Source organism: Methylophilales bacterium MBRSF5 (genome assembly GCA_001044335.1).
GTDB lineage: Bacteria > Pseudomonadota > Gammaproteobacteria > Burkholderiales > Methylophilaceae > BACL14.
The window spans coordinates 519,516-545,442 of the sequence record CP011001.1; the positions used below are offsets into that span (position 1 = coordinate 519,516).

29 protein-coding genes and 1 pseudogene are annotated in these 25,927 nt (G+C 37.3%); 16 read left to right on the top strand and 14 right to left on the bottom strand.

The window, feature by feature from the left end; translation table 11 throughout:
• Nucleotides 1-108: 108 nt before the first annotated feature.
• The gene (locus tag UZ34_02825) at nucleotides 109-915 is read left to right on the top strand and encodes a hypothetical protein (protein ID AKO64373.1); all 807 of its coding nucleotides are present in this window, start codon (nucleotides 109-111) and stop codon (nucleotides 913-915) included.
• Here the strand turns inward: UZ34_02825 and UZ34_02830 are convergent.
• Complete coding sequence (locus tag UZ34_02830) at nucleotides 907-2,211, bottom strand: hypothetical protein (GenBank protein AKO64374.1); 1,305 nt, start codon at nucleotides 2,209-2,211, stop codon at nucleotides 907-909. The genes UZ34_02825 and UZ34_02830 overlap by 9 nt on opposite strands.
• A 316-nt stretch (nucleotides 2,212-2,527) precedes the next feature.
• Between UZ34_02830 and UZ34_02835 the strand changes: the two genes are divergently transcribed.
• Nucleotides 2,528-3,619 (top strand): glucose dehydrogenase, encoded by a 1,092-nt coding sequence (locus tag UZ34_02835; GenBank protein ID AKO65143.1) that lies wholly within the window; start codon nucleotides 2,528-2,530, stop codon nucleotides 3,617-3,619.
• A 15-nt stretch (nucleotides 3,620-3,634) separates the two neighbouring features.
• Nucleotides 3,635-4,453, top strand: coding sequence for a hypothetical protein (locus tag UZ34_02840; GenBank protein AKO64375.1), 819 nt, complete (start codon nucleotides 3,635-3,637; stop codon nucleotides 4,451-4,453).
• Between the two features lie 60 nt (nucleotides 4,454-4,513).
• Here UZ34_02840 and UZ34_02845 read toward each other — a convergent pair.
• Nucleotides 4,514-5,215 (bottom strand): annotated as a pseudogene (locus UZ34_02845) (peroxidase).
• 65 nt (nucleotides 5,216-5,280) lie between these two features.
• Nucleotides 5,281-5,484: a hypothetical protein gene (locus tag UZ34_02850; GenBank protein ID AKO64376.1), complete on the bottom strand. Its 204-nt coding sequence runs from the start codon at nucleotides 5,482-5,484 to the stop codon at nucleotides 5,281-5,283.
• A gap of 46 nt (nucleotides 5,485-5,530) precedes the next feature.
• Here UZ34_02850 and UZ34_02855 point away from each other — a divergent pair, with 46 nt between their 5' ends.
• Both UZ34_02855 and UZ34_02860 read left to right on the top strand, forming a co-directional pair.
• Nucleotides 5,531-5,857 carry a hypothetical protein gene (locus UZ34_02855; protein ID AKO64377.1) on the top strand — a complete coding sequence of 109 codons (327 nt, stop codon included), beginning with the start codon at nucleotides 5,531-5,533 and terminating at the stop codon, nucleotides 5,855-5,857.
• 150 nt (nucleotides 5,858-6,007) lie between these two features.
• Nucleotides 6,008-6,247 (top strand): hypothetical protein, encoded by a 240-nt coding sequence (locus tag UZ34_02860; GenBank protein ID AKO64378.1) that lies wholly within the window; start codon nucleotides 6,008-6,010, stop codon nucleotides 6,245-6,247.
• On the opposite strand, the gene prpD is transcribed toward UZ34_02860, so the two are convergent.
• From prpD to UZ34_02890, 6 genes are read right to left on the bottom strand one after another with little or no spacing between them, the layout of a single operon-like run.
• Nucleotides 6,240-7,700 carry a 2-methylcitrate dehydratase gene (prpD, locus tag UZ34_02865; GenBank protein AKO64379.1) on the bottom strand — a complete coding sequence of 487 codons (1,461 nt, stop codon included), beginning with the start codon at nucleotides 7,698-7,700 and terminating at the stop codon, nucleotides 6,240-6,242. The two genes, UZ34_02860 and prpD, sit on opposite strands and share 8 nt — an antisense overlap.
• A 14-nt stretch (nucleotides 7,701-7,714) precedes the next feature.
• Entirely contained in the window at nucleotides 7,715-8,860 is a 1,146-nt protein-coding gene (locus UZ34_02870) for a methylcitrate synthase (protein AKO64380.1), read from the bottom strand.
• Between the two features lie 17 nt (nucleotides 8,861-8,877).
• Nucleotides 8,878-9,750, bottom strand: coding sequence for a 2-methylisocitrate lyase (gene prpB, locus UZ34_02875; GenBank protein AKO64381.1), 873 nt, complete (start codon nucleotides 9,748-9,750; stop codon nucleotides 8,878-8,880).
• Nucleotides 9,751-9,762: 12 nt separating this feature from the next.
• A complete protein-coding gene (locus tag UZ34_02880; GenBank protein ID AKO64382.1) occupies nucleotides 9,763-10,752 on the bottom strand; it encodes an aldolase in 990 nt (329 codons plus the stop codon).
• A gap of 2 nt (nucleotides 10,753-10,754) precedes the next feature.
• Complete coding sequence (locus tag UZ34_02885; GenBank protein AKO64383.1) at nucleotides 10,755-11,816, bottom strand: dehydratase; 1,062 nt, start codon at nucleotides 11,814-11,816, stop codon at nucleotides 10,755-10,757.
• On the bottom strand, nucleotides 11,813-12,661 hold the full coding sequence (locus UZ34_02890; GenBank protein AKO64384.1) for a citryl-CoA lyase: 849 nt from the start codon (nucleotides 12,659-12,661) through the stop codon (nucleotides 11,813-11,815). Before UZ34_02890 ends, UZ34_02885 begins: the two co-directional genes overlap by 4 nt.
• 263 nt (nucleotides 12,662-12,924) lie before the next feature.
• Here UZ34_02890 and UZ34_02895 point away from each other — a divergent pair, with 263 nt between their 5' ends.
• The 10 genes from UZ34_02895 to UZ34_02940 are packed head-to-tail and all read left to right on the top strand — an operon-like array spanning nucleotide 12,925 to nucleotide 22,484.
• The gene (locus tag UZ34_02895; GenBank protein ID AKO64385.1) at nucleotides 12,925-13,635 is read left to right on the top strand and encodes a GntR family transcriptional regulator; all 711 of its coding nucleotides are present in this window, start codon (nucleotides 12,925-12,927) and stop codon (nucleotides 13,633-13,635) included.
• A gap of 1 nt (nucleotide 13,636) precedes the next feature.
• Nucleotides 13,637-14,842 carry a malate dehydrogenase gene (locus UZ34_02900; GenBank protein AKO64386.1) on the top strand — a complete coding sequence of 402 codons (1,206 nt, stop codon included), beginning with the start codon at nucleotides 13,637-13,639 and terminating at the stop codon, nucleotides 14,840-14,842.
• Nucleotides 14,832-15,206: a hypothetical protein gene (locus tag UZ34_02905; GenBank protein AKO64387.1), complete on the top strand. Its 375-nt coding sequence runs from the start codon at nucleotides 14,832-14,834 to the stop codon at nucleotides 15,204-15,206. The genes UZ34_02900 and UZ34_02905 overlap by 11 nt, the downstream gene beginning before the upstream one ends.
• Nucleotides 15,200-15,547 carry a hypothetical protein gene (locus tag UZ34_02910; protein AKO64388.1) on the top strand — a complete coding sequence of 116 codons (348 nt, stop codon included), beginning with the start codon at nucleotides 15,200-15,202 and terminating at the stop codon, nucleotides 15,545-15,547. The genes UZ34_02905 and UZ34_02910 overlap by 7 nt, the downstream gene beginning before the upstream one ends.
• A 3-nt stretch (nucleotides 15,548-15,550) precedes the next feature.
• Nucleotides 15,551-17,302 carry a fumarate reductase gene (locus UZ34_02915; protein AKO64389.1) on the top strand — a complete coding sequence of 584 codons (1,752 nt, stop codon included), beginning with the start codon at nucleotides 15,551-15,553 and terminating at the stop codon, nucleotides 17,300-17,302.
• Nucleotides 17,303-17,304: 2 nt separating this feature from the next.
• Nucleotides 17,305-18,042, top strand: a complete 738-nt coding sequence (gene sdhB, locus UZ34_02920) for a succinate dehydrogenase (GenBank protein ID AKO64390.1) — start codon at nucleotides 17,305-17,307, stop codon at nucleotides 18,040-18,042.
• On the top strand, nucleotides 18,039-18,257 hold the full coding sequence (locus UZ34_02925; protein AKO64391.1) for a hypothetical protein: 219 nt from the start codon (nucleotides 18,039-18,041) through the stop codon (nucleotides 18,255-18,257). The genes sdhB and UZ34_02925 overlap by 4 nt, the downstream gene beginning before the upstream one ends.
• The gene (locus UZ34_02930; GenBank protein AKO64392.1) at nucleotides 18,250-19,374 is read left to right on the top strand and encodes an aldolase; all 1,125 of its coding nucleotides are present in this window, start codon (nucleotides 18,250-18,252) and stop codon (nucleotides 19,372-19,374) included. The genes UZ34_02925 and UZ34_02930 overlap by 8 nt, the downstream gene beginning before the upstream one ends.
• Nucleotides 19,374-20,993, top strand: a complete 1,620-nt coding sequence (locus UZ34_02935; protein AKO64393.1) for an acetyl-CoA synthetase — start codon at nucleotides 19,374-19,376, stop codon at nucleotides 20,991-20,993. The genes UZ34_02930 and UZ34_02935 overlap by 1 nt, the downstream gene beginning before the upstream one ends.
• A gap of 3 nt (nucleotides 20,994-20,996) precedes the next feature.
• A complete protein-coding gene (locus UZ34_02940) occupies nucleotides 20,997-22,484 on the top strand; it encodes a fumarate hydratase (GenBank protein ID AKO64394.1) in 1,488 nt (495 codons plus the stop codon).
• 6 nt (nucleotides 22,485-22,490) lie between these two features.
• On the opposite strand, the gene UZ34_02945 is transcribed toward UZ34_02940, so the two are convergent.
• Genes UZ34_02945 through UZ34_02965 form a run of 5 tightly spaced genes read right to left on the bottom strand, consistent with a single transcriptional unit; the run spans nucleotide 22,491 to nucleotide 25,648 of the window.
• Nucleotides 22,491-22,736, bottom strand: coding sequence for a fumarylacetoacetate hydrolase (locus UZ34_02945; GenBank protein AKO65144.1), 246 nt, complete (start codon nucleotides 22,734-22,736; stop codon nucleotides 22,491-22,493).
• Between the two features lie 7 nt (nucleotides 22,737-22,743).
• The gene (locus UZ34_02950; protein AKO64395.1) at nucleotides 22,744-23,346 is read right to left on the bottom strand and encodes a hypothetical protein; all 603 of its coding nucleotides are present in this window, start codon (nucleotides 23,344-23,346) and stop codon (nucleotides 22,744-22,746) included.
• Nucleotides 23,347-23,357: 11 nt separating this feature from the next.
• Nucleotides 23,358-24,125 carry a hypothetical protein gene (locus UZ34_02955; protein ID AKO64396.1) on the bottom strand — a complete coding sequence of 256 codons (768 nt, stop codon included), beginning with the start codon at nucleotides 24,123-24,125 and terminating at the stop codon, nucleotides 23,358-23,360.
• A complete protein-coding gene (locus UZ34_02960; GenBank protein AKO64397.1) occupies nucleotides 24,126-24,623 on the bottom strand; it encodes a hypothetical protein in 498 nt (165 codons plus the stop codon). It abuts the gene before it with no gap.
• Entirely contained in the window at nucleotides 24,620-25,648 is a 1,029-nt protein-coding gene (locus UZ34_02965; protein AKO64398.1) for a cyclopropane-fatty-acyl-phospholipid synthase, read from the bottom strand. Before UZ34_02965 ends, UZ34_02960 begins: the two co-directional genes overlap by 4 nt.
• On the opposite strand from UZ34_02965, the gene UZ34_02970 reads away from it, so the two are divergent.
• Entirely contained in the window at nucleotides 25,649-25,840 is a 192-nt protein-coding gene (locus UZ34_02970; GenBank protein AKO64399.1) for a hypothetical protein, read from the top strand.
• The last annotated feature ends 87 nt before the right edge of the window (nucleotides 25,841-25,927 follow it).

Consider the following 25,927-nt stretch of genomic DNA (forward strand, 5'->3'; position numbering starts at 1 on the left):
GAATCCGATGGGACATTAACGAGTGTCCATACATACATTTAATCATGGAAATTTAGGGTTCAATGGGGAACAGAAACGCACTATCTAATCCCTATTTTTGAGGAAGATATGGATAGAAAAAGAACTCAAGATGAGATAGATTTAATACCAACCTTCTTTGGTTGTATGCACCTCTATTCATGGCAAGAATGTCACGATAATTTGAAGTTTAATTTCGGTAAGATGAAGAAACTTCTAGGTATCCTTCAAAGAACTATTGAGAATCTAAAAAGACATGGCACAAGTCAGAATGTTGAAGTCGTAGAATTCATAAAAAAGAATCCAACTCTTTACCAAACATTAGTTTATAGAGTGACACTTGGTCAGATACAAGTTGGGGGTGGTGCATTTGATGGTGAGAATGTTAGAACCGCTATGGAAATCTTTACGCATCAATATAAAGCAAACCCACCAATCATAGACCCAATCATCTTAAAGGCACTTAATGATGCTTTTACTGAATACCTAGACCCAAAGAATAAGAAGACACTAGACCATATCTTTAAACAGAAAGATTACAAGCAAGAATACCACGACCCTTTTACTGTTCCTGATGATATTAGAAAGTTTGCTCATAAACTTATTGAGACTAAAGGTATAACCAAGAAGGATTGTGCAGAACTGATGGGGGAAGGTGGTTATGATTACTGGAACGACAACTTTGAGAAATACAAATGGATTATTCTTAATGACTACCTATTTGAGAAGTGTATTCTAGGTAAAGCACCAACTGCACCTATACCAACCTATAGAAAGAATATAACGAGGTTTTGGAACAAGATTGTTCTTCCTGAAAGATGTGAATATGTTGAATCATTAGTGGTAGACAATAGGGATAAAGAAGTAATTAAGAGAACACTACAGGACTTACGCTAGTTCTTCCTTACCAATATTCATAATATCTAGATACTCTTTCTCTTTCTTATCCATTTCAGACACCATGTATTCAACTATGGGGAATCTTTCTGCTAACCAATCATAGTCTGCCATATAAGACCTCTCAACCTTATCTGCTATGTCATGATGGAGTTGTGCTTCAATCGCAAGACTATTAAAAAGATGAGACTTTTCACATGTAGTCTTTAGAACAGTCCTTGCACCATGTGCAGTTGCGTAACTAAAACCTAACATCTCTCTAATAAGTTTTCTAGGACGATTAAAGTCCATATGACCACCATCTCTAGCATGAAAGATATAGTCATCTTTGGTAAGACCTGATGCAGTTTTAAGAGCGTTTAAAGCATCTACCACCATGTCAGGAAGAGGGGTGACAAATGGTTCTTTTCTCTTCATAAACTCCGATGGTATTGATAATGTTTTCTTTGCTTTGTTATACCAAGACCATCTTGCATTCAATAGTGAAGCAACTCGTAATCCAGTTGTTGTTATGACCATTAAGGCAACTCTATCTTCCATATTATCTAGTGTCTTAACACCATGCCAATATCTACCAAAGTCTTCTTCTATAACCGATGAATGCTTAACTGGTTTCTTCATCTTCTTAAATATCTTGTTACTGCGTATCCTATCTATAGCGTTGTCTCCGTCCCAATGAAGTTCATCTATGGCATAGGTATACATGATGTTTAACAAGGTCTTTGCAAGGTTTGTCGTAGTTGTTCTGTTGTATCTCTTGGTATCGGTCTTACCACTTACTAACTTAACTGGGTCAGACTTAATCTTCTTCAGTATTGCTAATAATTCAGTATGGGTTGTATTGGTAATAGACTTGGTCTTTAGATATTTCTCTAGATAGTTCTTCCAAATACCTCTATAACGCTTGATATGAGGTTCTGACCACACCTTGTCAGTCATTGTTGTGTTGTATTCAATCACATCTTCAATAAGGGTAGAGAACTTATACATATCATCAGATACCTTAAGGTTCTCATTCTTTTGGGCATTGAAGTGGTCTCTAGGGTCAATGCCTTTTTGGACACACCTTTTACATATGGTTATTAGGTTTCTTGCTTCCTCAAGACTAATGGTAGGGTATGAACCTATGCCACGCTTAATGGTTCTATCCCCAAGCATACCTCTAAAGAACCAGTCTTTTTGATTACCTTCTCTTACACGAAGATAGAAGTTAGTCCCATGTCCATCGCTATGCCAATCCTCTAATTTTCCTTTAGATAACTTGACCTTCCTAACGAATGTATCTGTAAGTTTCATATCCTAATCTCCAGTAGGGAACAGTTTAGGGAACAGTTAATACATAGATTCTAGCAAATAACATTGGACACATCAAGACAGGTTTAATATACTGCTTGTTGATATTACTGGTGTTTAAGGTGTAATTATGAGATTAGTGAGGATTAACTTGGACAGGTATGTAGGTAAAGTGAGTCGGACACCTCTTCCGCCATTTTCTTCCATTAAAAATCAAAACAAATATTCTGAAACTTTTCTTCTGACAGCTATCTAAAATCTTTAACTAATAGATATTCTCATGCCCATTAAAGTAATTATTTTCGTTTTAAGCTTGCAGATGTCATTTGCAATAGCTGATCAAAAAATAAGTAATTACAAAAAGTATTCTAAAACTAATTCAGATTATAAATTACAAAAACTTGATGTTTCCTTTGAGCACCCCTGGGGTATAACCTCACTTAATAATGAAGAGATGATCATTTCAGAAAAAGGGGGCGGTTTATTTAAATTCAATAAAAAAAATGCTGGCAAAACCCAAATTAATCATAATATCCAACACGTTGAATACAAACCTGGAGGTAAACAGGGAGGTCTGTTGGACGTTTATTTCAATCCAAATGACGAATATTTATATTTTACCTACAGCTATGATCATGATGGTAAATTTTCAAGTTCAGCGATTGCAAAGGGCAAATTTCAGGCTAATGAAATTACAGATTTTCAAAATCTTTTGATTGCCACACCAAAGTTAAAAGAAAATAGGCACTATGGATCACGCATTGTGATTAAAGATGACAATCTATATGCTGGTTTTGGGGAGCGAGGTGGCGAGATGATTGCACAAGATCCGAAAACCCATCCAGGCAGTATCATTCGAATTAAAACGGATGGATCAGTTCCAAATGATAACCCACATTTTAAATCTCATCCTGATTGGCTACCTGAAATTTATTCTATCGGTGTAAGAAATCCACAAGGAATTACTTTAACACCAGAAAATGATGTTTTATTTTCGAGTCACGGTCCTAAAGGGGGTGATCATATTGCGATTGCTCAGCCTGGAGCAAATTTTGGCTGGAAACATATATCATGGGGTGGGAGCGAATATACGGGTATCAAGATTGGTAAATCACCATTCGATGATCAATTCACTTCAACGAAACTGAACTGGGTACCTTCGATGGCCATAAGCAGTGTACAATTTTATTTTGGACAAACCTTTCCCGAATGGCAAGGTGATTTAATTGTTTGTTCACTTAATGGGGAAAGTCTCATTCGATTGGATTTTGAAGAAGGAGACATTGTTGGTGAGGAAGTTATCCTGGGTGGTGATATAGGCCGCATCCGTGATTTTGAGATCGATCAAGATGGCGATATCTATTTAATTACTGATCAAAGAAAATCACCAGTTTGGAAATTAACACGTTAATTATTAGGAATGATTATGAGATTACTTTGGATTTTATTAAGTTTAAGTTTGTTATCTAGTTCAGTATTTGCTGATGTTGTCATCGAGGGTTTCAAAATGCCTGAGTCAGTTGCTCAAGACAAAAACGGTAATATTTATGTCTCAGAAATAGGCGAAAGAGATGTTGATAAAGACGGGAAAATTACAATGATTGATAAAAGTGGAAATTTAACAACAATCGTTGATGACTTATATGATCCGAAAGGATTGGTATTGTTTGATAACAAAATTTACGTGACTGATCGGGATGTGGTTGTTGAGGTAGATATTGAAAATAAAACGTCTGCTGTTTATGCAGGAACAATGCAATTTCCAAGAAGTCCGGTCTTTTTGAATGATATTGATGTGGATGATAAGGGAAATTTATACGTCTCTGATTCAGGTGATTTTAAGAGCACTGGTCAGATCTTTATAATTAAGACCACGGGTGAAATAGAAACTATATTTGAGGATGAGAGAAATTTAATTAAAGCTCCCAACGGCCTTCTTCTGGATGAAAACACACTTTATGTTTTGGACTGGGCTGGTGAGTTTTTTGAGGCTGATTTAAATAAAAAATCTTTCAAGAAAATAGCTGAGGGTTTTAATGGCGGTGATGGAATTGCAAAAGTAAAAGATACCTTCTTTTTAAGTAGTTGGTTAGAAGGTAAGCTTTATAAGCTAATATCTGGTAAAGCTGAACTGATAAATGACAAGTTTGAAGCAGCAGCCGATATAAGTTTAAGTCAAGATAACAAAAAAGTTTACATCCCTGATATGAAAGCGGGCACACTAACAATTCTTGATGTGAATTAGTTAGTTTTTGTGCTTATAAACTCGGCCTTTATTTCGATTTTTATTTCCTTTATAAAAACCTGGCTGTTCGATCATCCTTAAATATTTTTGATGTTCGGTAAATTCATTAGTTGAATAATGTTCTTCAATCATGTCGTTGGTAATGTAGGTCGGAACAATCACCTCATCCCCAGGATTCCAATTTGCTGGCGTTGACACTTTATGTTTATCTGCGACTTGAAGGGCTTCAACAGTCCTGAGAATTTCATAAAAGTTTCTTCCGACGTGCATCGGGTAGGTGAGGATGGTCTGTACTTTTTTATCAGGTGAAATAATGAACACAGATCGAATGGTGGCTTTATGTTTAATTCCAAAGGCACTTTCATTAGGGTTGGCATTCGGGTGAATCATATCAAATATTTTTGCAATCTCCATTGAGGTGTCGGCGATGATTGGATAATCCACATCAGGACGTCTTTTAAACACATCGGTAAAATTGTCCAAAGATTTTTCAAGTGAAAACTCTGTTTTAATCTTGTCTTTATAAGCATTGACATGTGGGATCCATTCCTTGTGGTCCTCTAGTGAGTCGACACTAAGACCAATAAGTTTGACATTCTTATCAGCAAATTCCGGTTGAAGAAAAGCAGCGTAAGCGAGCTCAGTTGTGCAGACCGGTGTAAAGTCTCCTGGGTGAGAAAATAATACCACCCAGCTATCTTTAGACCATTTGTAAAAATTAAGATCACCTTTCGTTGTGCTGGCATCAAAGTCAGGAGTCATATCCCCAATTTGTAATGCATGACCGATACAATTAAATAAGATTAAAAAGGAAATGAGAAAATATTTCATTTTGATCTTCTTTCTTGTTCTGATTCTTTAATTAACTTTTGGACAATTTTCTGACTTACAAAAGGAAATAACGATGGAATTAATGCATGGATAATTGAAGTAATTCCAGCATAAATTAGAAAGAAACCAGCCCTAAAAGCAAACATAAAATGTTTCCAGTACGATTTTCCAGCTTCTGTTAAATGTTTTCTAAATAACATATGATTCCAACTATAATGTATTGAAAATCATTTGAATAGTTTTTTTATGTTGTTTAATAGACCTAAACTCATCATAACCACATTACCCAAAAATAAATGTAAGCTTTTTATTGGTGAGTTACTTAATCAAAGATTGATTGCATGCGCTAACATCATTGATAATGTTCAGTCGATGTATTGGTGGAAAAATAAAATTACTACAGACTCTGAAACAATAGTGATGATGAAAACCACAAAAAAGAAAATCAAAGGAATAAAAAATTTTTTTTTATTAAATCACCCATATGAGACACCCGAGTTAATTGTGCTTAATGTACATGCAGAGCAAAAATATTTAGAATGGATGATAAAGGAGACAGATAATAATGGATAAATATTTTATCGACTACCCACAAGAAAGAATTGAGGAGGGCGTGAATAATTATCAGTGTCAATTTTGTAAAGTGTCCACTCTAACCATTAACGGATTACTGGAAAATCATTTACCTGATTGTGAATACAGAAAACAAAAGGAATCAAATTAGTGAGTAATGATAATTTAATCAAGGCTCTCGAGTTTGCAATTAATGATGAATGGGATGCGTCTCACAAAATTGTACAAGAGATGCATTCAAATCATTCGAATTGGATCCATGCAGTCCTTCATAAAATTGAGGGAGATGAGTCTAACAGTCGTTATTGGTATGCTCAAACGGATCATGAATATGATGAATATCAAGACCCGTTAGATGAATTAAGAGCAATACAGTCTGAGCTTACTTAGTGTATAGATCGACATATTCATTTACTGGTGTTTTTTGAAGTAAATCAATATCTAAATTAAGATTCATAATTTTCTCAGACTGAGTATCATCAAATTCACGCTTCAGGTTAATCTCAAATTTTTTAATCAATTCAGGAATCCCTTCGCTTCGTCGTCGTCGATGCCCAATCGGATATTCAACCGCGACCTGTTCAGAAGATGAGCCATCTTTGTAAAAAATTTGTACTGCGTTGGCAATCGATCTTTTATCGGGATTAAGATAATCTTTGGTATATTCTGGTTTCTCAATGCAGGTCATTTTTTCTCGAAGTGCATCCACTCGTGGATCATTCGCTACCTCGTCCTCATAATCTTGCGCGGTAAGATTGCCTTTGAGTAAACCGATTGCAGTCATGTACTGTATGCAGTGATCACGATCGGCAGGGTTATTTAGCGGACCTGTTTTATCGATAATCCTGATCGCTGATTCATGCGTAGTAATTTCAATTCGATCAATATTATCTATCTTCTCTAAAGTATCTATTAAGTCAATATTATTCGGATGTAACGTTAGGGCGCATTCCACGGCGGTTTGTGCATGAAACTCAGCTGGAAAAGATATTTTAAAGAGTACATTTTCCATTACATAGGAACCGTATGCCTGAGTAAATTCAAAAGGTTTGCCTTTAAACAGCACATCATAAAAACCCCATGTTTTAGCACTAAGTGCGGATGGGTATCCCATTTCACCCTTCATTACCATTAATGCTAATCGCACAGCACGGCTGGTCGCATCACCCGCAGCCCATGATTTTCGGGAACCTGTATTAGGTGCGTGGCGGTAGGTTCTCAGACTTTGCCCATCTAACCATGCATTTGAAACAGCATCAATGATTTGCTCATATGTGGCTCCCAGCATCTTTGCAACAACCGCTGTTGAGGCTACTTTGACTAAAAGCACATGATCTAAACCGACTCGATTAAAACTATTCTCAAGAGCGATCACTCCTTGAATTTCATGGGCTTTGACCATGGCGATGAGCACATCTTTCATAAGGAGAGGGGGCTGTCCCTCCGCAATCCTTGTTCTTGATAGCCAATCTGCAACTGCCAAAATACTTCCCAAGTTATCTGATGGATGACCCCATTCAGCAGCCAGCCAAGTGTCATTGAAATCTAACCATCGAATCATGGCGCCAATATTAAATGCAGCATTGATGGGATCTAATTGATAATTAGTTCCTGGAACTTTCGCACCATTGGGAACAATGGTTCCTGGAACAATCGGCCCTAAAAGTTTTGTGCATGCTGAGTAACTCAGTGCTTCTAAACCACATCCTAATGTATCCATTAAGCAATATCTTGCGGTATCTATAGCCTCATCGCTGTTAATTTCATACTCATTTGCATACTTTGCTATATCTACGATGACCTGATCGGGCTCAGGTCTTACATTAGAAATGTGAGAAGACATTTTTTTACCTTTCTTTATCTTTGATTTATTGGTGTGTACGGTCTGTTCTCTGGGCCGGTATATTCCGCATTTGGTCTGATAATTTTATTATCAATCCTTTGTTCGATAACATGAGCTGCCCAACCTGTTGTTCTTGAGATTACAAAAATTGGAGTAAACATAGAAGTTGGGATACCCATTAGGTGGTAGCTTGATGCGCTGTACCAGTCTAAATTGGGGAACATTTTCTTCTCATTCCACATTACTTTCTCAATTCTTTCTGAGATGTTAAATAAATTCATATCCCCAGCATCTTCTGATAATGCCCTTGAAACAGATTTGATACTTTCATTTCTTGGGTCACCAATAGTGTAAACAGGGTGTCCAAAACCAATGATGATTTCTTTCCTTGCCATGCGTTCACGGATATCATTTTCAGCATCATCAGCATCTTTGTAGCGTGCAATAATTTCCATCGCTGCTTCATTAGCGCCACCATGTTTCGGTCCACGAAGTGCGCCAATAGCCCCTGTGATCGCTGAATACATATCGGACAGGGTTCCTGCAATGACACGAGAGGTAAAAGTGGATGCATTAAATTCATGCTCTGCATATAATACAAGTGAAGTATTCATTGCCTTTTCATGAAGCTCTGATGGGGCTTTGCCATGCAATAAGTATAGAAAATGTCCTGCTATGGAATCCATCTCGGAGTCACAATCTATTTTTTTTCCATTGTGAGAAAAATGGTACCAGTAGATCAACATTGAACCAAAACAAGAAATGAGGCGATCAGCAATATTTTTTGTATTCTCAATATCACGATCTTCGCCTTCCTGTTCAATTGTTCCTAGGACAGAGCATCCTGTTCTCATCACGTCCATTGGGTGTGCATTTTTTGGAAGTTGCTCCAACGCAATCTTGACAGCATCTGGAATATCTCGAAGAGCCCTAAGTTTATCTTTATATGCTGCTAATTGATCAGAATTCGGCAATTCACCGTGAATCAATAGATAAGCCACTTCCTCAAAATTAGAATATTTTGCTAGATCTAAAATGTCGTAACCACGATAATGCAGGTCATTTCCTGTGTGTCCAACAGTGCAAACTGCTGTTGTTCCAGCATTTACACCTGCAAGGGCAACTCCTTTTTTTACTTTTTTTTCGGCAACATTATTCATAAATCCTCCCTCGTAATCTATTTTTCCTGTTCAAAAAGCTCGTCTAATTTTTTTTCGTACGCATGGTAATTGAGAAACTCATACAATTCATTTCTGGTCTGCATCAGTTCAATTACATTTTGTTGTGTTCCATTTTTTCGTATTGATTCATAAACGGATAAGGCCGCTTTATTCATAGCTCGGAACGCACTTAATGGATATAAGACAAGACTGACGTCAGCGCCAGCCAATTCCTCTCTAGTAAAAAGAGGGGTAGACCCAAACTCTGTAATATTTGCCAGAACAGGGACTTTGACTGCATTAGAAAACTCCTGATACATGGACAATTCTGTCATGGCCTCAGGAAAGATCATGTCTGCACCAGCTTCGACACAAGCACATGCCCGATCAATTGCGCTTGATAAACCCTCAACTGCTAAGGCATCGGTTCGAGCCATAATGACAAAGTCTGGATCTGTTTTAGCATCAACTGCCGCCTTGATTCGATCAACCATCTCCTGTTGAGAAACAATGGCTTTATTTGGGCGGTGACCACATCGTTTTGCTTGTACTTGGTCTTCAATGTGCACAGCTGCCGCACCTGCCTTAATCGTCGACTTAATTGTTCGAGATATATTTAATGCACCACCAAACCCTGTATCAATATCAACAAGCAAGGGGGTATCAGTTACATCAGTAATCCTTCTGATGTCTATTAATATATCTTCCAAGGTTGATATACCTAAGTCAGGAATCCCTAAGGAACCAGCCGCAACACCTCCACCGGAAAGATATAAGGCCTTATACCCAGTTTGAGTGGCAAGGAGAGCATGGTACGCATTAATCGCACCAATTACTTGTAGAGGTTTTTCTTTGGCAAGGGCATCTCTAAATTTTTTACCGGCAGACATCAAATAACCTTTCTATGAAAAAAATCTCTGGTCAGCTTCTTTAGGAATGTCTTGACCTGTTTGTTTTGCAGCTTGAAGTATTTCCCAAAAGTACCGATAAGTGGCTCGATCATGCAGCTCACCTTTAAATTGTATCGGCCCCCAGTCTGCATCCTGGGCGAGTATCAATATTTCAGCCCCATCTTGAATTTCATTAAAATTTGGTTTCATCGCATCGACAATTGCTGTGATCTGCGTTGGATAGATACTCCACATTCTCATAAAACCAAACTCATCACGTGCTCTTTTCGCATCAGAGAACGTGGTCTCGGTATTTTTTAAATCCAATGTGACGTTATGTGCAGGCACTACGCCATTGGCTATTGCTGCGGCAACCACCTCGCTTTTAGCTCTTGCTAGTAATTTATGATCAAATTGACCTGGGCTTCGCATTGCGGATGCAGGTATAGCACCATGGTGACCACTGACAAAATCCATAAGGCCAAAATCTAACACTTGAAGCCAAGGAAGTTTTGCAATGTTTTGCACGTCAGCGAGAGCTCCATGGGTCTCAATAAGCACGTGAATTGGAATTTCACGATTAATATTATTCTCTTTAGCCACCTTTTGAATGTAAGCAATCATTTCTTTTGGCTGTTCGGCATTGGTAGATTTCGGAATCGTAATATAACTGAGAATGTTTCCTGCACCAGCAACGAGGATATCCACATCTTTTTTCCAATGTGGATGAGTGTAGTCATGAATCCTTGAACCAGCCATCTTAAACTTATTAGCTTCAGAATTGAGGATACGCACAATCATCTCAGCGTGTTCCTGCTCCTGGCCAGCTGCAGCTCCATCCTCGCAGTCACAGGTAATATTAAAAATAGGACCTAATGTTTCTTGCAAACCGAGTGCCTTAGTAATTAATTTTTCACTGCCTGCAAAGTGTTCACACACAGGAATCATTGGAAAAGGTTTTTCACCTGTAAATAATGCTTCGTTAGGATGAGTTAAAGCCATAATTATTTCCTTTTTGGAATTACTACAAAATAATCAATATCAAGAACTATGCTTGGATCGTAAATTTTTTTCCCATTTTTCTCACTGGTAATATTTTCAATAAGAGCACTAGGTGTATTTTTTATGCCCAATTGTCGTAACCTTAAAATTCCAGCACCTGAAAAATTGTCATGCTCAAATTTATCGATAATTTCTGTTCTTGTGTAAATGGTATCTCCAGCAAATGTTGGATTTGAATGAACACCTGAATTTACACCCACCACCTGCAGAGCATTTTCTAGACTTTCAAATGATAATGACCGGCATAATGAGATGATGTGTCCTCCATAAATTAAACGTCTTTTGAATGGGGTAGATTTCATCATGTGAGCATCAAAGTGCAGCTTTGCATTATTCTGATAGAGTTTCGTTGCCAGGGTATGGTCTGTTTCATCAATGGTCATTCCAGAAGAATGATTTATGACCTGACCAATGTCATAGTCCTCAAATAACAAATCTGATCCGGTATCTATAGGATTGAAATCCGCATATGAGACATCATGGCGATGAATCTCAGATAAATCTGAAATCTCTGGTAAATCATTTGGGATGAGTTCGTTTATTTTTGAGTCATTATTTCTTTTTGGAACCATTACCCAGCGAATCCAGGATAGTATTTCTTCATTGTCCTGATTAAATGTTGTTGACCTCACATAAACTACACCCGTCGACTTATTTGAATTTTCTTTTACGCCAATAACTTGAGACTCTGAGCGAATAGTATCTCCAACATAAGCATTCCTCTTAAACTGAATATTTGCATAGCCTAGATTAGCTACCGCATTTAGAGAGATATCATTTACTGTTCGACCAAATGCGACATGGAAAAGTAATATATCGTCGACTGGGGCGGCACTTAAACCAATATTATTTGCAGTTATAATGGAGCAGTGCAAAGGATTGCGGTTACCTACAAGAGCAAGGTACAACGACACATCTCCGTCAGAAATGGTTCTGGGAATAGCGTGCTGAAATACCTGGTTAGGTGAAAAATCCTCTAAAAAATTTCCTTGATGTTGGCTCATATATTATTTTCCAATTCTTCCATCATTTCATACTGCACCAGTAATCTTTTTGCAGCGGTAACATGGTGGTGCTCTACTAATTTGTCATCGACCACAACCGTTCCTCTTCCTGAAGCGTTCGCTTCTGCGAGTCCACTAATGATGGCTTTGGCCTGTTCAATTTCAGCAGGCTTCGGTGTGTAAGCATCATTGGCGTAAGCCAACTGATCTGGGTGGACTAAGGATTTTCCATCAAAACCCATATCTCTACCCATGCGGCAGGCGTACTCGAAGGAAGCAGTATCTTTAAGATTACTATGAATACCATCAATCACTGATAAGCCATAGGCGCGTGCTGCCAAAATGACCAATGATAGACTGGTGGTGAGTGCAATTCGATCTTGCGTGGTCCTAGCATACATTTGGGATATGAGGTCTGATGTTGCTAAGACCATACAAATAATCCGATCTGATGCACTTGCAATTTCTTTTGCATTTAAAACAGCCAAAGGACTTTCAATCATCACCATGACTGAAATATCTTGACCTCCACATCGATCTAACTCGGCAATACAATTGATGATATCTTCTTTTGATTCAATATTTGGAAACAATATTGCATCGGGTTGAAGGGGGGCAACTGCTTTAATGTCATCCAAACCCCAGGGTGAGTCAAAATCATTAACACGAACGACAACCTCCCTTTTGCCATAACCTCTTTCTTGGAGCATCTCAATCACGTTATCTCTTGATTGGATTTTAGCATCCAGCAGGATAGGGTCGCCGAGATCCAAAATAATTGTATCTGCTCTTAATTCCTTTGCTTTTTCTAGATACCTTTTATTGCATCCAGGTACATACAACATCGAACGTCTGGGTTTGTAAGTATTTGTATTCATCGCATCAATGTGAATAAATTATTAATTACTACCACATTCTAAATAATAAAAAAAATATGTCAATATTATTTTTAGTCTTATATATGTTTATATCTATATTTTTTTTAGTTTTTATATATATAATAATAAAATCAATAACTTAGTAAAATATATTTTTTTTTAATTTCTTGTTGCTTTTTTATTTAGTCTTATATAAGATATACATAAGTTAAATTTTATTTTTGTTGAGTATGAACATACCTTTATATGTACAGGTTAAACAAAGAATCACGGAAGAGTTAGTTTCTGGTAAGTGGAGAGCAGGGGATATGATTCCAAGTGAGATTGAATTGGCGAATGATTTTAAAGTCAGTCAAGGAACCGTTCGAAAAGCCATTGATGCACTTTCAAATGAGAAAATTTTAGTTCGTCGCCAAGGAAAAGGGACCTATGTAACTACACATGATGAAGAGCAGATCCAATTACGATTTCTAAGATTAACATCAACCAAAGGCCATAAAGAAAAACTGGAAAGTGAATTATTTTCTTTTAAGAAAATTCGATCTTCTAGCTATGTGGCTAAACAATTAAACCTTGCCCCAGGATCACCTGTATTTCAGATCAAGAGACTACTTACATTTGACAAAAAACCCCTTATCCTCGATGAAATTTATATTTCATCATCTGCTTTTAAGGGATTAAACGAGGAGATGATCAATCAAAAAAAAGGGTCCCTATATCGACTTTATGAGTCACGCTACGGGGTTCAAATGCTTAAGGCCAATGAAAAAATTAAGGCGGTAGCCGCAGGAAGTGAAGTTTCTAAATTATTAAGCATTCCAAAAAAAACACCATTATTAAGCATTGAGAGGCTCTCATATACCTATGGTGAGAAGCCTGTTGAGTGGAGGTTGGGATTGTGTCTTACCGAAAATTATCATTATCAGACGGAGCTCGAATAATATGTCTTTAAAAGATGAAGCGCTAAATTATCACGAGCATCCAAGGCCTGGAAAAATTGAGATCACTTCAATGAAGCAGTGTGACACAGCCTATGACTTATCTCTCGCTTATTCACCAGGAGTGGCAGAGCCAGTCAGAGCCATTCAAAACGATAAAGACAATGCCTATCGTTATACCAACAAGGGTAATTTGGTTGCGGTTATTTCTAATGGAACTGCTGTTTTAGGTCTTGGAGATACGGGCGCGCTTGCCAGTAAGCCTGTCATGGAAGGCAAGGGCATCCTCTTTAAAAAATTTGCCGATATAGATGTATACGATATTGAGATCGATTTATCTGATCCTGATCAATTTATAGAAACTGTTGCTGCGATATCACCTACCTTTGGTGGAATTAATCTTGAAGACATCAAGGCTCCAGAATGTTTCTATATTGAAGATGAATTAAAAAAACGCCTTAATATTCCTGTGTTTCATGACGATCAACATGGTACAGCAGTCATTGTAGCGGCGGGATTACAAAATGCATTAGAAATAGTTAATAAAAAAATTGATGACATTAAGGTGGTATTTCTTGGTGCTGGCGCTGCTGGGTTATCTTGTGCTCGTTTAATTAGGCATTTGGGGGTAGAGGAAATCCATCTCGTCGATCGAAAAGGGGTGCTAAATAAATCAAGAGATGATGCCAATATCTATAATAAAGAATTTTTAAGTGACACCTCAGCAACTACACTAGAAGAAATTATTGAAGATGCGGATGTATTTATTGGATTATCTGGTGCCAATTTACTTCCAAAAGAATACTTATTAAAAATGAAAAGAGATCCAATTGTTTTTGCTCTAGCTAATCCTGAACCTGAAATCACTCCAGATGAAGCTAGGTCTGTAAGAGATGATGTCATCATGGCAACGGGTAGATCAGATTATGCAAATCAAGTAAACAATTTACTGGGTTTCCCTTTTTTATTTAGAGGGGCTTTAGATGCAAGAGCGCCACAGATTACAATGAATATGATGTTAGCAGCATCTGAAGGATTGGCTAAATTAACGAAAGAAGAGGCTCCACAGTCAGTGTTAGATGCCTATCAAGTGAAGGAATTAAAATTTGGACCTGATTACATTATCCCTAAACCATTTGATCCAAGATTAAAGGAATATGTAGCAGAAAATGTTCGCCTGGCGGCTTTAAAGGAATTTCATGGAAAATAGAAATCCAAAAAATTTAAATCTATTTACCATTCGATTTCCTGTGCCTGCTATGGTTTCGATTTTGCACCGGGTGAGCGGTGTTGTTTTGTTTGTGTTGATGCCATTGTTAACAATATCGCTCTACTGGTCATTAAAAAATGAAAATATCTTTAACTGGGTTCTTTTCTTATTTGATTCGACGTTATTTAAGTTAATCAAGTGCCTTATGTTATGGGGCATTATTCACCATTTGATCGCTGGCACAAGACACCTCCTGCTTGATTTGCATTTTGGTGTTGATCTGATTATTGCGCGGATGACCAGTAAGATTGTTTTGGTGGTGAGTTTCCTTCTGACATTTATTGCAGGAATTTGGTTATGGTAAAAAATCCCTTTTTCAACTTGTTTGGCGGAATGACACAGTGGCTTTACCAAAGATTCTCGGCATTTTGTTTATATTTTTTTATTGGCTATCTTATTTTTAATTGGGTCCAAATTGATCATTTGGATTATCAAGCCTGGAAAAATTTTTTCCAATCAGTCATTCATCGATCAATTATCAGTGTTTTATTTTTAATTACATTTTTTCATGGCTGGATAGGAGTTCAGCATGTGATTGATGATTACATTAAAAATAAATGGATGAATCAGGCCATATATTTAATTTTACTTTTTAGTATGGTGGTACAGATTATTTTTTTATTTTTATTTCTTTTGGATATTTAACAGATGCAGCATTTTAAATTTGATGTCTTAGTTGTTGGTGCCGGTGGGGCAGGTTTAAGAAGTGCTCTGCAGCTTTCAGATGCAGGACTAAATGTTGCTGTGTTATCAAAAGTTTTTCCGACACGTTCTCATACTGTCGCAGCTCAGGGAGGAGTAGCTGCAGCACTTGGGAATGTGACGGAAGATAAATGGATCTGGCACATGTATGACACGATTAAGGGCTCAGATTACTTGGGTGATCAGGATGCAATTGAATATATGTGCAAAAATGCAGCCGATGCCATCTATGAATTAGAACATTACGGTATGCCATTTGACCGAAACTCAGATGGCAAAATCTATCAACGACCATTCGGTGGAATGACTAAAAATTTTGGTGAGTCAGACATATCACGCACCTGTGCCGTTGCTGATCGCACTGGACACGCGATGTTGCATACGCTTTATCAAAGAAATGTAAAGAATAACACTCAGTTTTTCATTGAATGGAGCACATTAGACCTGATTAAGACAAAGGATGATGAGGTACTAGGGGTCATTGCGTATGAGATGGCCACGGGCCAGTTAGCCATCTTTCAGGCCAAAAAAACAATCTTTGCCACTGGCGGTGCGGGCAGGATATTTGAGGCAAGCACCAATGCCTATATCAATACAGGGGACGGATTAGGTATGGCTGCTCGAGCAAACATTCCTCTGGAGGACATGGAATTTTGGCAGTTTCATCCAACTGGGATTGCGGGAGCTGGAGTGTTGGTGACAGAAGGTTGTCGTGGCGAAGGCGGTTATCTTGAAAATTCCGACGGCGAGCGTTTTATGGAACGATACGCGCCAAATGCTAAAGATCTTGCGGGCCGTGATGTTGTATCTAGAGCAATCGCGACAGAGATAAAAAATGGCAAGGGTGTCGGAAAAAATAAAAATGCTGTTTATTTACAACTTGCCCATCTCGGAGAAGATAAAATTAATGAGAAATTGCCCGGCATACGTGAGATCGCAATTAAATTTGCTAATGCCGATCCAATCAAAGATCCTATTCCTGTTGTGCCTACTGTACATTATATGATGGGTGGTATTCCAACAAATTTACATGGTCAGGTTAGAAAAAATGATTCTGGCGATCAAGTTAAAAATTTTTATGCCGTCGGTGAATGTGCATGCGTTTCTGTTCATGGCGCTAATCGATTAGGCTCAAATTCACTCCTTGATCTAATTGTATTTGGCAGGGCTGCAGGGCTGCATGTGATTGATTCCATTGATCAAAAAGCAAAATATCCAGACATTCCTAAAGAAGCTATTGAATTTACACAGCAAAGAGTGGCATCCTTGAATACACAAAGCAAAGGTTCTGAAAATATAGTCCAGCTAGGAAATGATTTGCGCTCAACAATGCAACAGCATTGTGGCGTATTTAGATTTCCTGAGTTATTAAAAGAAGGGGTGAAAAAAATTCATGACATTGCAGAACGTTCCGAAAGGTTACAAATTGCAGACAACAGCAATATCTTCAATACAGCAAGAATTGACGCTCTAGAATTAAAAAATCTTATTGAAGTTGCTAAAGCCACGATTGAATCTGCTCATGCTCGTGAGGAAAGTCGAGGTGCTCACTGTCGGTCTGATTTTGAAGATAGAAATGATGAGCAATGGTTAAAACATACCTTGTACTACTCACAAACCAATACCATTGGTTATCGTCCGGTCAATTTAAAACCATTAACAGTGGAATCTTTCCCACTTAAAAAAAGGGTGTATTAATTATGAAGTTTTCAGTATATCGATTTGACCCAGAGGTTGATAAAAAACCTTACATGAAAAAATATGAGGTTGATTTAGATGATGGTGATCAGATGCTATTAGATGCTTTGATGAAGATAAAACAACAAGATGAAACCTTGACATTAAGAAAATCGTGTCGCGAAGGTGTCTGTGGATCTGACGGGATGAATATTAATGGAAAGAATGGTTTAGCCTGTGTTACCAAATTAAAGGATTTGAAAGAGCCAGTAGTGATTCGCCCGATGCCAGGACTTCCTGTGATCAAAGATTTAATTGTGGATATGGATCAATTTTTCAAAAACTATCATGATGTGAAGCCATATTTCATTAACAATGAAGAGGCCCCTAAAACTGAAAGACTTCAATCTCCTGAAGATCGTAAAAAGCTAGATGGATTATACGAATGTATTTTGTGTGGTGCGTGTACCACCTCCTGCCCATCTTTCTGGTGGGGACCAGATAAATTTATGGGACCTGCAGCATTACTGCAATCCTATCGATTCTTAGCGGATTCTCGAGATCAAGGTGGCGAGGAGCGTTTAGAATTTTTAGATCATGAAGACCGTTTGTTTCGTTGCCATAACATTATGAATTGCGCTGATGTTTGCCCTAAAGGATTAAGTCCCGCAAAAGCAATATCTGGCATTAAGGAATTGCAGTTTAAAAGAAAAAAATCATCTGTGAAGAAAATATTTTCACTTAAAAAGGAGTCTTCGTGAACATTGATCATGTTATTCGATATAAAAGCAGAAGAGGCTTGCTAGAGCTTGATCTTGTGTTGGGAGATTTTTATCAAAACGAATATGAGTCGTTGTCGTTAGTTGAGAAGAACGCTTTATTAAAAATATTAAAAAAACAAGACAATGATCTATGGAATATTTTATCTACACGAAATTTAAGAGAGTTGATCAAAGAAGAGGTGAGTGATGATTAATGAAAAAAATATCTCAAAAATAGAGTCAGATTTATTTGGCGGGTTTTGGCCTGGAATTCAGCTGTATTACCCTCCTGTGAAATATTCACCCTCTAATAGTACTTACGAGGATTTAGAGGCTGCGTCAGCAAGGTTTAAGAAACACGCTCACCAAACCATTGCTCACACTCTAATTTTTGATTTGGAAGATGGATGTAGTAAAAAAGAATTAAGTCGAGAGCTATTAAAATTAGAGCTAGGTGGTTTAAGAAAATCCAGACCGGATGTGCAAATTGCTATCAGAATCAATCCATTCAGAACAACGGAGTTTGAAAAAGATATTACTTTATTAAAAGTGGTGTCTGATTATGTTGACGTCGTCATGCTGGCTAAAGCAGGTGAAGCCTATGGCTCTGCTGAGGTGAGAGATTTATCAAGCATTCTCTTAGACCTTAATCCAAAAATCACGATTCAGCCAATTATTGAACATCCAAGATCGTTAAAAATCGTTCCTGACTTAATGTCCTATAACACGGTAAAACATGTGGTGTTTGGTATTCACGATTTTTCCAAAGCCATGGGCATCAATATTACGCCTACCAATTGGATTGAGGAGCTGACTTATTTTTTAAATCAAATTATGTTTGAAGCTCGAATCGCCGGTAAAGGGGTTATTGGAGGAGTCGAAACTTTAATTGGTGAACATATCATGCCAGAAAAATTTATTGAGCCACATGATGTTCGCCGCTGGTTAGATTTGCACGGTGATGACGAGTCACGCATCGTTTATCGTCACGCAGTGACTGAAGCAGAAAAAGGATTGACAGGAAAACAGGTGATTCATCCAGGACACATTCATCTATGTAAAGTAGCATACACCCCATCCCCAACAGAAATTAATCTGAGAATAAGAGTATTAAAAGCTGCGATTGAAGCGGATGCATTGCTTGGTGGTGCAATTAAATTTGAGGGGGAAATGCTTGATCCTCCGATGTTTGGTAAAGCATTGCAGACACTCTTAAGAGCGCATGCTCTCAGAGCCTTAAATCAAGAAGATACAGATTTTGCGATTAGTGTTTTGAATAAATTACCAGCTCAAGTCATTCGTGAAAACTGGCCTTATGGAGCAATACTATAATGATTCAAAAGTTTGAGTGGGAATGGAATGTTCCTGAGGAAATAAATATTGGTCAACTATGTTCGTCTATTCATCTTGGAACAGAATTTGAAAATAAATTGGCCATGATTGTTGAGAATGATGAGCTTGGCACTGACCAAATTAGTTTCAAAGAATTGGCCATAAAAACGGATCGGTTTGCTCAATGTCTGATCAATTTAGGTTTACAAAGTGAAGACAGAGTTCTTATTCGTCTACCAAATTCTCTTGAATACCCCATCTCTTTTTTAGGCGCCATGAAGGCCGGATATGTTTCCGTACCTACTTCAACTTTATTAACAGCAGAAGAGGTTGTTTACTTAGCTAATGATTCTCAAGCCACCGCTTTGGTCACGGACAAATCCATGTGGAAATCGTTACAGGGGCATAATCTTCCTCCACAACTGAAATACATTTTCTTGACAGGGGTTGGGGATATTGAAAAGTCAGAAAAATTTCATATTTTTGATATGCAACAAGAAATCGAAAAGATAAAAAAAATTGATTTTTCTGTAAACACCAAGGCGAATGACCCGGCATACCTAGTCTATACTTCAGGGACTACAGGCTATCCAAAGGGAGTTTTACATGCCCATCGAGCTATTATTGGGAGAAAGCCTGCATCACAATATTGGTTTGACTTTGAAGGCCAAGATGATCGTATTGTTCACTCAGGGAAATTTAATTGGACATATGTTTTGGGGTCTGGGTTGATGGATCCACTCCATCTAGGAAAAACTATCGTGGTGTTTGAAGGAAAAAATCATGCAGACACATGGATGAAGTTGATCAAAAAACACAGTGCCACAATTTTTATTGGAGTCCCAACGATTTATCGACAGATCTTACAAAAGACTGACTTTAAGGCTGAAGATGTTCCGTCATTAAGGTATTGTATGAGCGCCGGTGAGCATTTATCTGATGAGGTGCTAAATCAATGGAGAGACAGATTTAACCAAGATATTTTTGAAGCGGTAGGTATGTCCGAATTTTCATATTATCTTTCTGAGAATAAATACAACCCCATCCGTCCAGGCTCAGCAGGCTTTCCTCAACCAGGACATGATATTAAATTAATAAATCCTGACACCTTAGAAGAGGTTAAAACAGGGGAAGAGGGGATGATATGTGTTCCTGATAGTGACCCAGGTTTATTTTTAAGGTATTGGAATTTACCCGAAGAAACAGATAAGCATTTACATAGCGGTTGGTTCTTTACAGGCGATTATGCGAAATATGATGAGGATGGCTATATTTGGTTTTTAGGAAGAAAAGACGACATCATTAAAAGCTTTGGTTACCGTGTGTCTCCATATGAAATTGAGCGTGTATTTAAATCTCATCCTGATGTGGCTGATTGTGCAGCGATTGGGGAAGAAATTGAAAAAGATAAATTATTAGTAGTGACTTATATTCTGCCACATGAAGGCAAACAGCCAGATCCTAATGAGCTTCTTAAGTTTGGACAAAATCATTTAGCCGCTTACAAGGCTCCAAAAACCATTTACATTGCCCATGAATTTCCTAAAACTAAAAATGGTAAAATATTAAGAAAAAATATTGATAAATCTATTGCAGTCTCTCAATCAACGGTTCGCTAAACTATGATTAAAAACCAAGATATTATTTCTAGCGTCAGTGACGCGCTGCAGTACATATCCTATTATCACTCCGAAGATTTCATTCAAGCGATGACTGCAGCATACCAGAAGGAAGAATCAAAACCAGCTAAAGATGCCATGTTGCAAATATTAACGAGTTCAAAATTATCAGCTTTAGGCAAGAGACCTCTGTGTCAAGACACGGGTATTGTAACTATTTTTGTTGAGGTCGGCATGGATGTGGAATTTGAGGGTGACCAGACAATCGATGATTTAATTAATCAAGGTGTTGCCGAGGCTTATTTAAATCCTGAAAATCCCCTAAGAGCTTCAATTGTTGAGGATCCATTAGGGTTAAGGAAAAATACGAAGAATAATACACCTGCTGTGATTCATACTCGACTGGTTAAAGGTCGCTCGATAGACTTTAAGATTGCAGCCAAGGGAGGAGGGTCAGAGAATAAAGCGCATTTAAAAATGATGAATCCATCTGATGATCTGGTGGGTTACATTCTTGATCTCATTCCTACTTTAGGTGCTGGCTGGTGTCCACCAGGTGTTCTTGGAATAGGTGTTGGCGGCACTGCGGAAAAAGCTGTGATTATGGCGAAAGAGTCTTTAATGGAATCCATTGATATCCAAGAGTTAATAGATAAAGGCGCCAAATCAAGGGTGGATGAATTACGACTTGAATTGTATGAAAAAATTAATCAGCTTGGAATTGGGGCTCAAGGCCTAGGTGGTATCACCACTGTTTTGGATGTAAAAATTAATGATTTTCCAACGCATGCGGCATCGCTTCCGGTTGCTATTATTCCAAATTGTGCGGCCACAAGACACATTCACTTTAAGCTCGATGGAAATGGTCCTGCTGAGTTTGTTCCTCCCAAGTTAGACTTTTATCCAAAAGAAGAATGGCAAGCAAATGAGAATGCGATTGCAGTTGATCTTGATTCATTAACAAAAGAGCGGATGAGTCAATTTAAAGCAGGCGACACTTTATTGCTGAGTGGAAAAATTCTTACCGCTAGAGATGCCGCACATAAACGGATTGAGTCTATGATTGCTAATGGTGAACAGCTTCCAGTGGATTTAAAAAATAGAGTGATCTATTATGTTGGCCCAGTTGATCCCATTCAAGATGAGGCAGTCGGACCAGCAGGTCCCACAACGGCAACCAGGATGGATAAATTTACTGAATCTATTCTTAATCAAGAGGTGATCGGTATGATTGGCAAAGCCGAAAGAGGTCAGCAGACGATTGAGATGATTAAGAAAAATAAAGCGATTTATATGATTGCGGTTGGTGGCGCAGCATTTCTAGTTTCCAAAGCTATTAAGAAAGCACAAAAAATAGCTTTTGAAGAACTTGGTATGGAGGCTATTTATGAATTTGAGGTCAAAGATATGCCTGTTACTGTAGCTGTCGATCAAGAAGGAAATTCAATTCATACGAGCGGCCCCAAACAATGGAGAATCATTTCTAAATAAGTTATGTTACTTTGGCTTGTATTGATTGCTCGCATACGCATTAGAAGTCAAAAATCCACGTTTTTTTTGGTGCTTTAAACCAATCTCTTTAACTCTTTTTCTCCATAAGACGTAAGAAGATCGTTTGAGATTTTTTTGCATGAGACGCATGACTTCATTTTCAGTTAAGCCATATTGTTTAAAAATAGCATCAAATGGAGTTCTATCTTCCCAGGCCATTTCGATAAGTCGGGAAAGATCTTCTTGATTCATTGTTGATTTAGTCATTCAGTATATAGGTGATGACGTTATCATCTTTTAAATAAGATTTAAGTTTAATCCATTTTTTGGATTTTTGTTCGTACCAAAGTTCGATGTGAAATTTTTCATCCTGATCATTAATGGCACGAAGGGTGTATTTATTGGCTAAAAATGTATTTGTTTTGGTCTTCACTTCTTCGTCTTCATCTTTTATGAATGTTAATTTAAAAATTTCACCATCTTGAGGATTGATGGCAAGATTCTGTTCTGTAAATTGTATGTCCCAATACCGAAAGGTTTGTGAGCATGCAGGGTGATTGTAATCTTTATCATTTACCTTAATTTTGAAAAATGCAGAGTCCGCAAGGCTTGATAATTCAAAAAAATCGGCACCATCTTGAGTTTCGCTTTCTAATTGAATTAGACAATTATCTTTATATACTTCTGTTGCTGTGTGACGGTACTTATAGGCCGGTATAAACCATAACTTCACGTCGAATTGAGCTTTATTACTAATTGTATCGTTTTGTACATTAAATTCATGAAAACCAATATCCTTGTCATTTAATTGAACTTGGAAATTTATTTGTTCAGCATAGATGCTACAGCACAATAGCATCATAGAAAAAAAACTTATGACTCTTTGGGTAACCATGGCAGGATTGAATTAGTGGATTGAATGTATTTTTTATATTTTGGTTTACGATTAATAATGGTTTCTTCCATTAAACCTGCTCCAGAAAACTTAAAGAGGAAGTAGGTCATTAAAAGGGGAGAGATGATGATAAAAATATGTCCAAATTGAATCGCATTAACAAAAATACCCCATGTGATTAACAATTCACCAAAATAATTAGGATGTCTCGAGTATCTCCATAAGCCTGAATTACACACCTCGCCTGACGCGTTGGTTTTTTTGAATTTATACAGTTGGTAATCAGCTATGGTCTCATAAAGTATGCCAATAGCTATCATGAGGTAACTCAGTGGCATCAGAAAACTCCACCCTTGCTCATCAATGGGATTGAATATGTAATACAGTGGATAAGAAATAATTAGTGCTAAAACAGCCTGAAAGATAAAGATAATAAATAAGCTTTTCAAGGGAAAATGAGGCGAATAATTACGGCGTATATCTTGATAACGCGAATCTTCAGGTTTATTTGCATTTCTGATACATAAATAAGCGGACAGTCGCACCGCCCAGATAACAAGCAAGACATAGATCATCCACTGGTTATCAGAAATGCTATTAGTTTGGGCAAAACAGGCAATGTTGATGATAAAGAATAGGCTCCACATGGAGTCAACAATATTGACATTAGTTTTTACGAAGGAATAAATCCATCCAACCAAACCAAACAACAAAGAAAAAAGTAATGCGTCTAAATAAACGTTCATTTATTTGCCTTTTGCATAAAATTTAAACAAAACTGGAGTTACTACAGCCCAGCACAAAGCTAAAATATATAGGGTGTATTCATGACTCAGAGTAATTGCTCCAAGTTTTTCGCCAGCAAGATAAGCAAGAGGTCCACCTATCAGACCAAAAAAGATTTGAAGTGCAGGTTTATTTTGCAACCAAGCAAGTGAATGATTAATGGTTAAAGCAAAAGATATCCATAAACCAATAATCCAAATAGGTGAATAAAAATCAATAAAAACAATATGATATATAATAAAATTAAAGTATTTTAGAAGTCCATCATGAATGAATCCAATTATGATCGCTAAAACAATCAGGACGCAGTCTGCAAATAATTTTTTACCGTGGAGATATTGGAGTGTTAATAAACAAAAACCCACCAGTGCGCCATATAACGAGTCATGAGCAGCTGAGAGAATAAAGATAAACCAGATACTCTGAAACAGAACAAAGTTAATCAGCTTATGTTTCATTTAGAAAAAAGGTAATGAGCAACCATCCATTCTTGACCATGGTCGTAATTCCAAAGTTCCTCACAGGCCATAAAAAATATTCTCCACCTTTGTAGCCAAAGTTCTGCTTGATCAGACCCATAACAGTCTTTGAAGATATTTATGATTTCTTTTTTATTTTTATCTGTATTATTCAGCCACTCTCTAGCTGTTTTGGCGTAATGTGTTCCATCCCAAAGCCATTGTTGTTCTATCTTAAGGGAGCTTTGAAAGTAAAGGGGTAGATCAATTGACGGCATCATACCCCCTGAAAAAAAATATTTGCTCATCCAGTCATTGCTATCTTTAACCTGGAACAAATAAGGTGCACTTTTATGCACAAAGATATGTTTAAAGAATTTGCCGTCTTTTTTTAGCCAATTTGAAATTTTTTCATATAACGCAGCAAAGTTTCTCATGTGCTCAAACATTTCAACGGATATAATTCGGTCAAACTTTAATTTTGTATCGAACTCTGTCATGTTGCAGGTAATAATTTTTACATTAGTCAGCTTTCTTTGTTTGGCCTGGCTCTCAATATATTTGCGTTGTGAGTGGGAGTTAGAAACGGCTGTAATTTTAGATTTAGGATATTTTTTTGCCATCCATAAGGTTAACGAACCCCATCCACATCCTAACTCAAGAATACTTTGGCCATTTTTTAACTCCGCATGTTCACAAGTCTTTTTCAGAGCTAATTGTTCGGCGTCGTTTAAAGTTTTTGTCGAGTTGTTCCAATAACATGAGCTGTATTTTTTATTTATACCCAGTGAATAATGATAAAAATCTGCCGGTACCTCGTAATGTTGATCATTTGCTAAATTAGTGTCTACCGCAATAGGGGAGCGATTCATTTCATTTACAAATTTTATTTTGTGTTTTTGGAGATTTTCTGGGCTATCAGAACAAATTTCGGTTAAACGATCTTTTAATAGGCTTCTAATTCCAATTCTTATTAACCAGTCCGGCACTAAATTTTTTTCAGCAAGTTTTAAAGCAAATGACATATGAGTATTCTTGGTAAATTGTTAGATATATTCATCATAATGAAAATAATTTTTTTGTGTGCGATTGATTATAAAAAGATTAATTTTTTTCTAAATTTAAAGAGGTCCAGGAGAGATGTAGGGCCTCAGAGATTCAACAGTATGTGGATACCGTCACTTTTTGCCAACCTGCTTGTGGCAAAAAACCATTAAATCTTTAAGGTTATTATATCTTAAAAAAACCATTCATAGTATATGGTTATCTATCATCTAGTGAAATATTCAGTTAGTATGAATATT

Excerpts from the sequence above, each read along its gene's own strand:
- UZ34_02910 (AKO64388.1), top strand. The coding sequence starts at position 15,200 with ATGGTAAAAAATCCCTTTTTCAACTTGTTTGGCGGAATGACACAGTGG.
- UZ34_02855 (AKO64377.1), top strand. The coding sequence starts at position 5,531 with ATGTTGTTTAATAGACCTAAACTCATCATAACCACATTACCCAAAAAT.
- UZ34_02940 (AKO64394.1), top strand. The coding sequence starts at position 20,997 with ATGATTAAAAACCAAGATATTATTTCTAGCGTCAGTGACGCGCTGCAG.
- UZ34_02885 (AKO64383.1), bottom strand. The coding sequence starts at position 11,816 with ATGAGCCAACATCAAGGAAATTTTTTAGAGGATTTTTCACCTAACCAG.
- UZ34_02895 (AKO64385.1), top strand. The coding sequence starts at position 12,925 with ATGAACATACCTTTATATGTACAGGTTAAACAAAGAATCACGGAAGAG.
- UZ34_02825 (AKO64373.1), top strand. The coding sequence starts at position 109 with ATGGATAGAAAAAGAACTCAAGATGAGATAGATTTAATACCAACCTTC.
- prpD (AKO64379.1), bottom strand. The coding sequence starts at position 7,700 with ATGTCTTCTCACATTTCTAATGTAAGACCTGAGCCCGATCAGGTCATC.
- UZ34_02935 (AKO64393.1), top strand. The coding sequence starts at position 19,374 with ATGATTCAAAAGTTTGAGTGGGAATGGAATGTTCCTGAGGAAATAAAT.
- UZ34_02890 (AKO64384.1), bottom strand. The coding sequence starts at position 12,661 with ATGTTGTATGTACCTGGATGCAATAAAAGGTATCTAGAAAAAGCAAAG.
- UZ34_02955 (AKO64396.1), bottom strand. The coding sequence starts at position 24,125 with ATGAACGTTTATTTAGACGCATTACTTTTTTCTTTGTTGTTTGGTTTG.
- UZ34_02945 (AKO65144.1), bottom strand. The coding sequence starts at position 22,736 with ATGAATCAAGAAGATCTTTCCCGACTTATCGAAATGGCCTGGGAAGAT.
- UZ34_02905 (AKO64387.1), top strand. The coding sequence starts at position 14,832 with ATGGAAAATAGAAATCCAAAAAATTTAAATCTATTTACCATTCGATTT.
- prpB (AKO64381.1), bottom strand. The coding sequence starts at position 9,750 with ATGTCTGCCGGTAAAAAATTTAGAGATGCCCTTGCCAAAGAAAAACCT.
- UZ34_02835 (AKO65143.1), top strand. The coding sequence starts at position 2,528 with ATGTCATTTGCAATAGCTGATCAAAAAATAAGTAATTACAAAAAGTAT.
- UZ34_02870 (AKO64380.1), bottom strand. The coding sequence starts at position 8,860 with ATGAATAATGTTGCCGAAAAAAAAGTAAAAAAAGGAGTTGCCCTTGCA.
- UZ34_02850 (AKO64376.1), bottom strand. The coding sequence starts at position 5,484 with ATGTTATTTAGAAAACATTTAACAGAAGCTGGAAAATCGTACTGGAAA.
- UZ34_02970 (AKO64399.1), top strand. The coding sequence starts at position 25,649 with ATGAGTATTCTTGGTAAATTGTTAGATATATTCATCATAATGAAAATA.
- UZ34_02915 (AKO64389.1), top strand. The coding sequence starts at position 15,551 with ATGCAGCATTTTAAATTTGATGTCTTAGTTGTTGGTGCCGGTGGGGCA.
- UZ34_02930 (AKO64392.1), top strand. The coding sequence starts at position 18,250 with ATGATTAATGAAAAAAATATCTCAAAAATAGAGTCAGATTTATTTGGC.
- UZ34_02830 (AKO64374.1), bottom strand. The coding sequence starts at position 2,211 with ATGAAACTTACAGATACATTCGTTAGGAAGGTCAAGTTATCTAAAGGA.
- UZ34_02950 (AKO64395.1), bottom strand. The coding sequence starts at position 23,346 with ATGATGCTATTGTGCTGTAGCATCTATGCTGAACAAATAAATTTCCAA.
- UZ34_02900 (AKO64386.1), top strand. The coding sequence starts at position 13,637 with ATGTCTTTAAAAGATGAAGCGCTAAATTATCACGAGCATCCAAGGCCT.
- UZ34_02880 (AKO64382.1), bottom strand. The coding sequence starts at position 10,752 with ATGGCTTTAACTCATCCTAACGAAGCATTATTTACAGGTGAAAAACCT.
- UZ34_02840 (AKO64375.1), top strand. The coding sequence starts at position 3,635 with ATGAGATTACTTTGGATTTTATTAAGTTTAAGTTTGTTATCTAGTTCA.
- sdhB (AKO64390.1), top strand. The coding sequence starts at position 17,305 with ATGAAGTTTTCAGTATATCGATTTGACCCAGAGGTTGATAAAAAACCT.
- UZ34_02960 (AKO64397.1), bottom strand. The coding sequence starts at position 24,623 with ATGAAACATAAGCTGATTAACTTTGTTCTGTTTCAGAGTATCTGGTTT.
- UZ34_02965 (AKO64398.1), bottom strand. The coding sequence starts at position 25,648 with ATGTCATTTGCTTTAAAACTTGCTGAAAAAAATTTAGTGCCGGACTGG.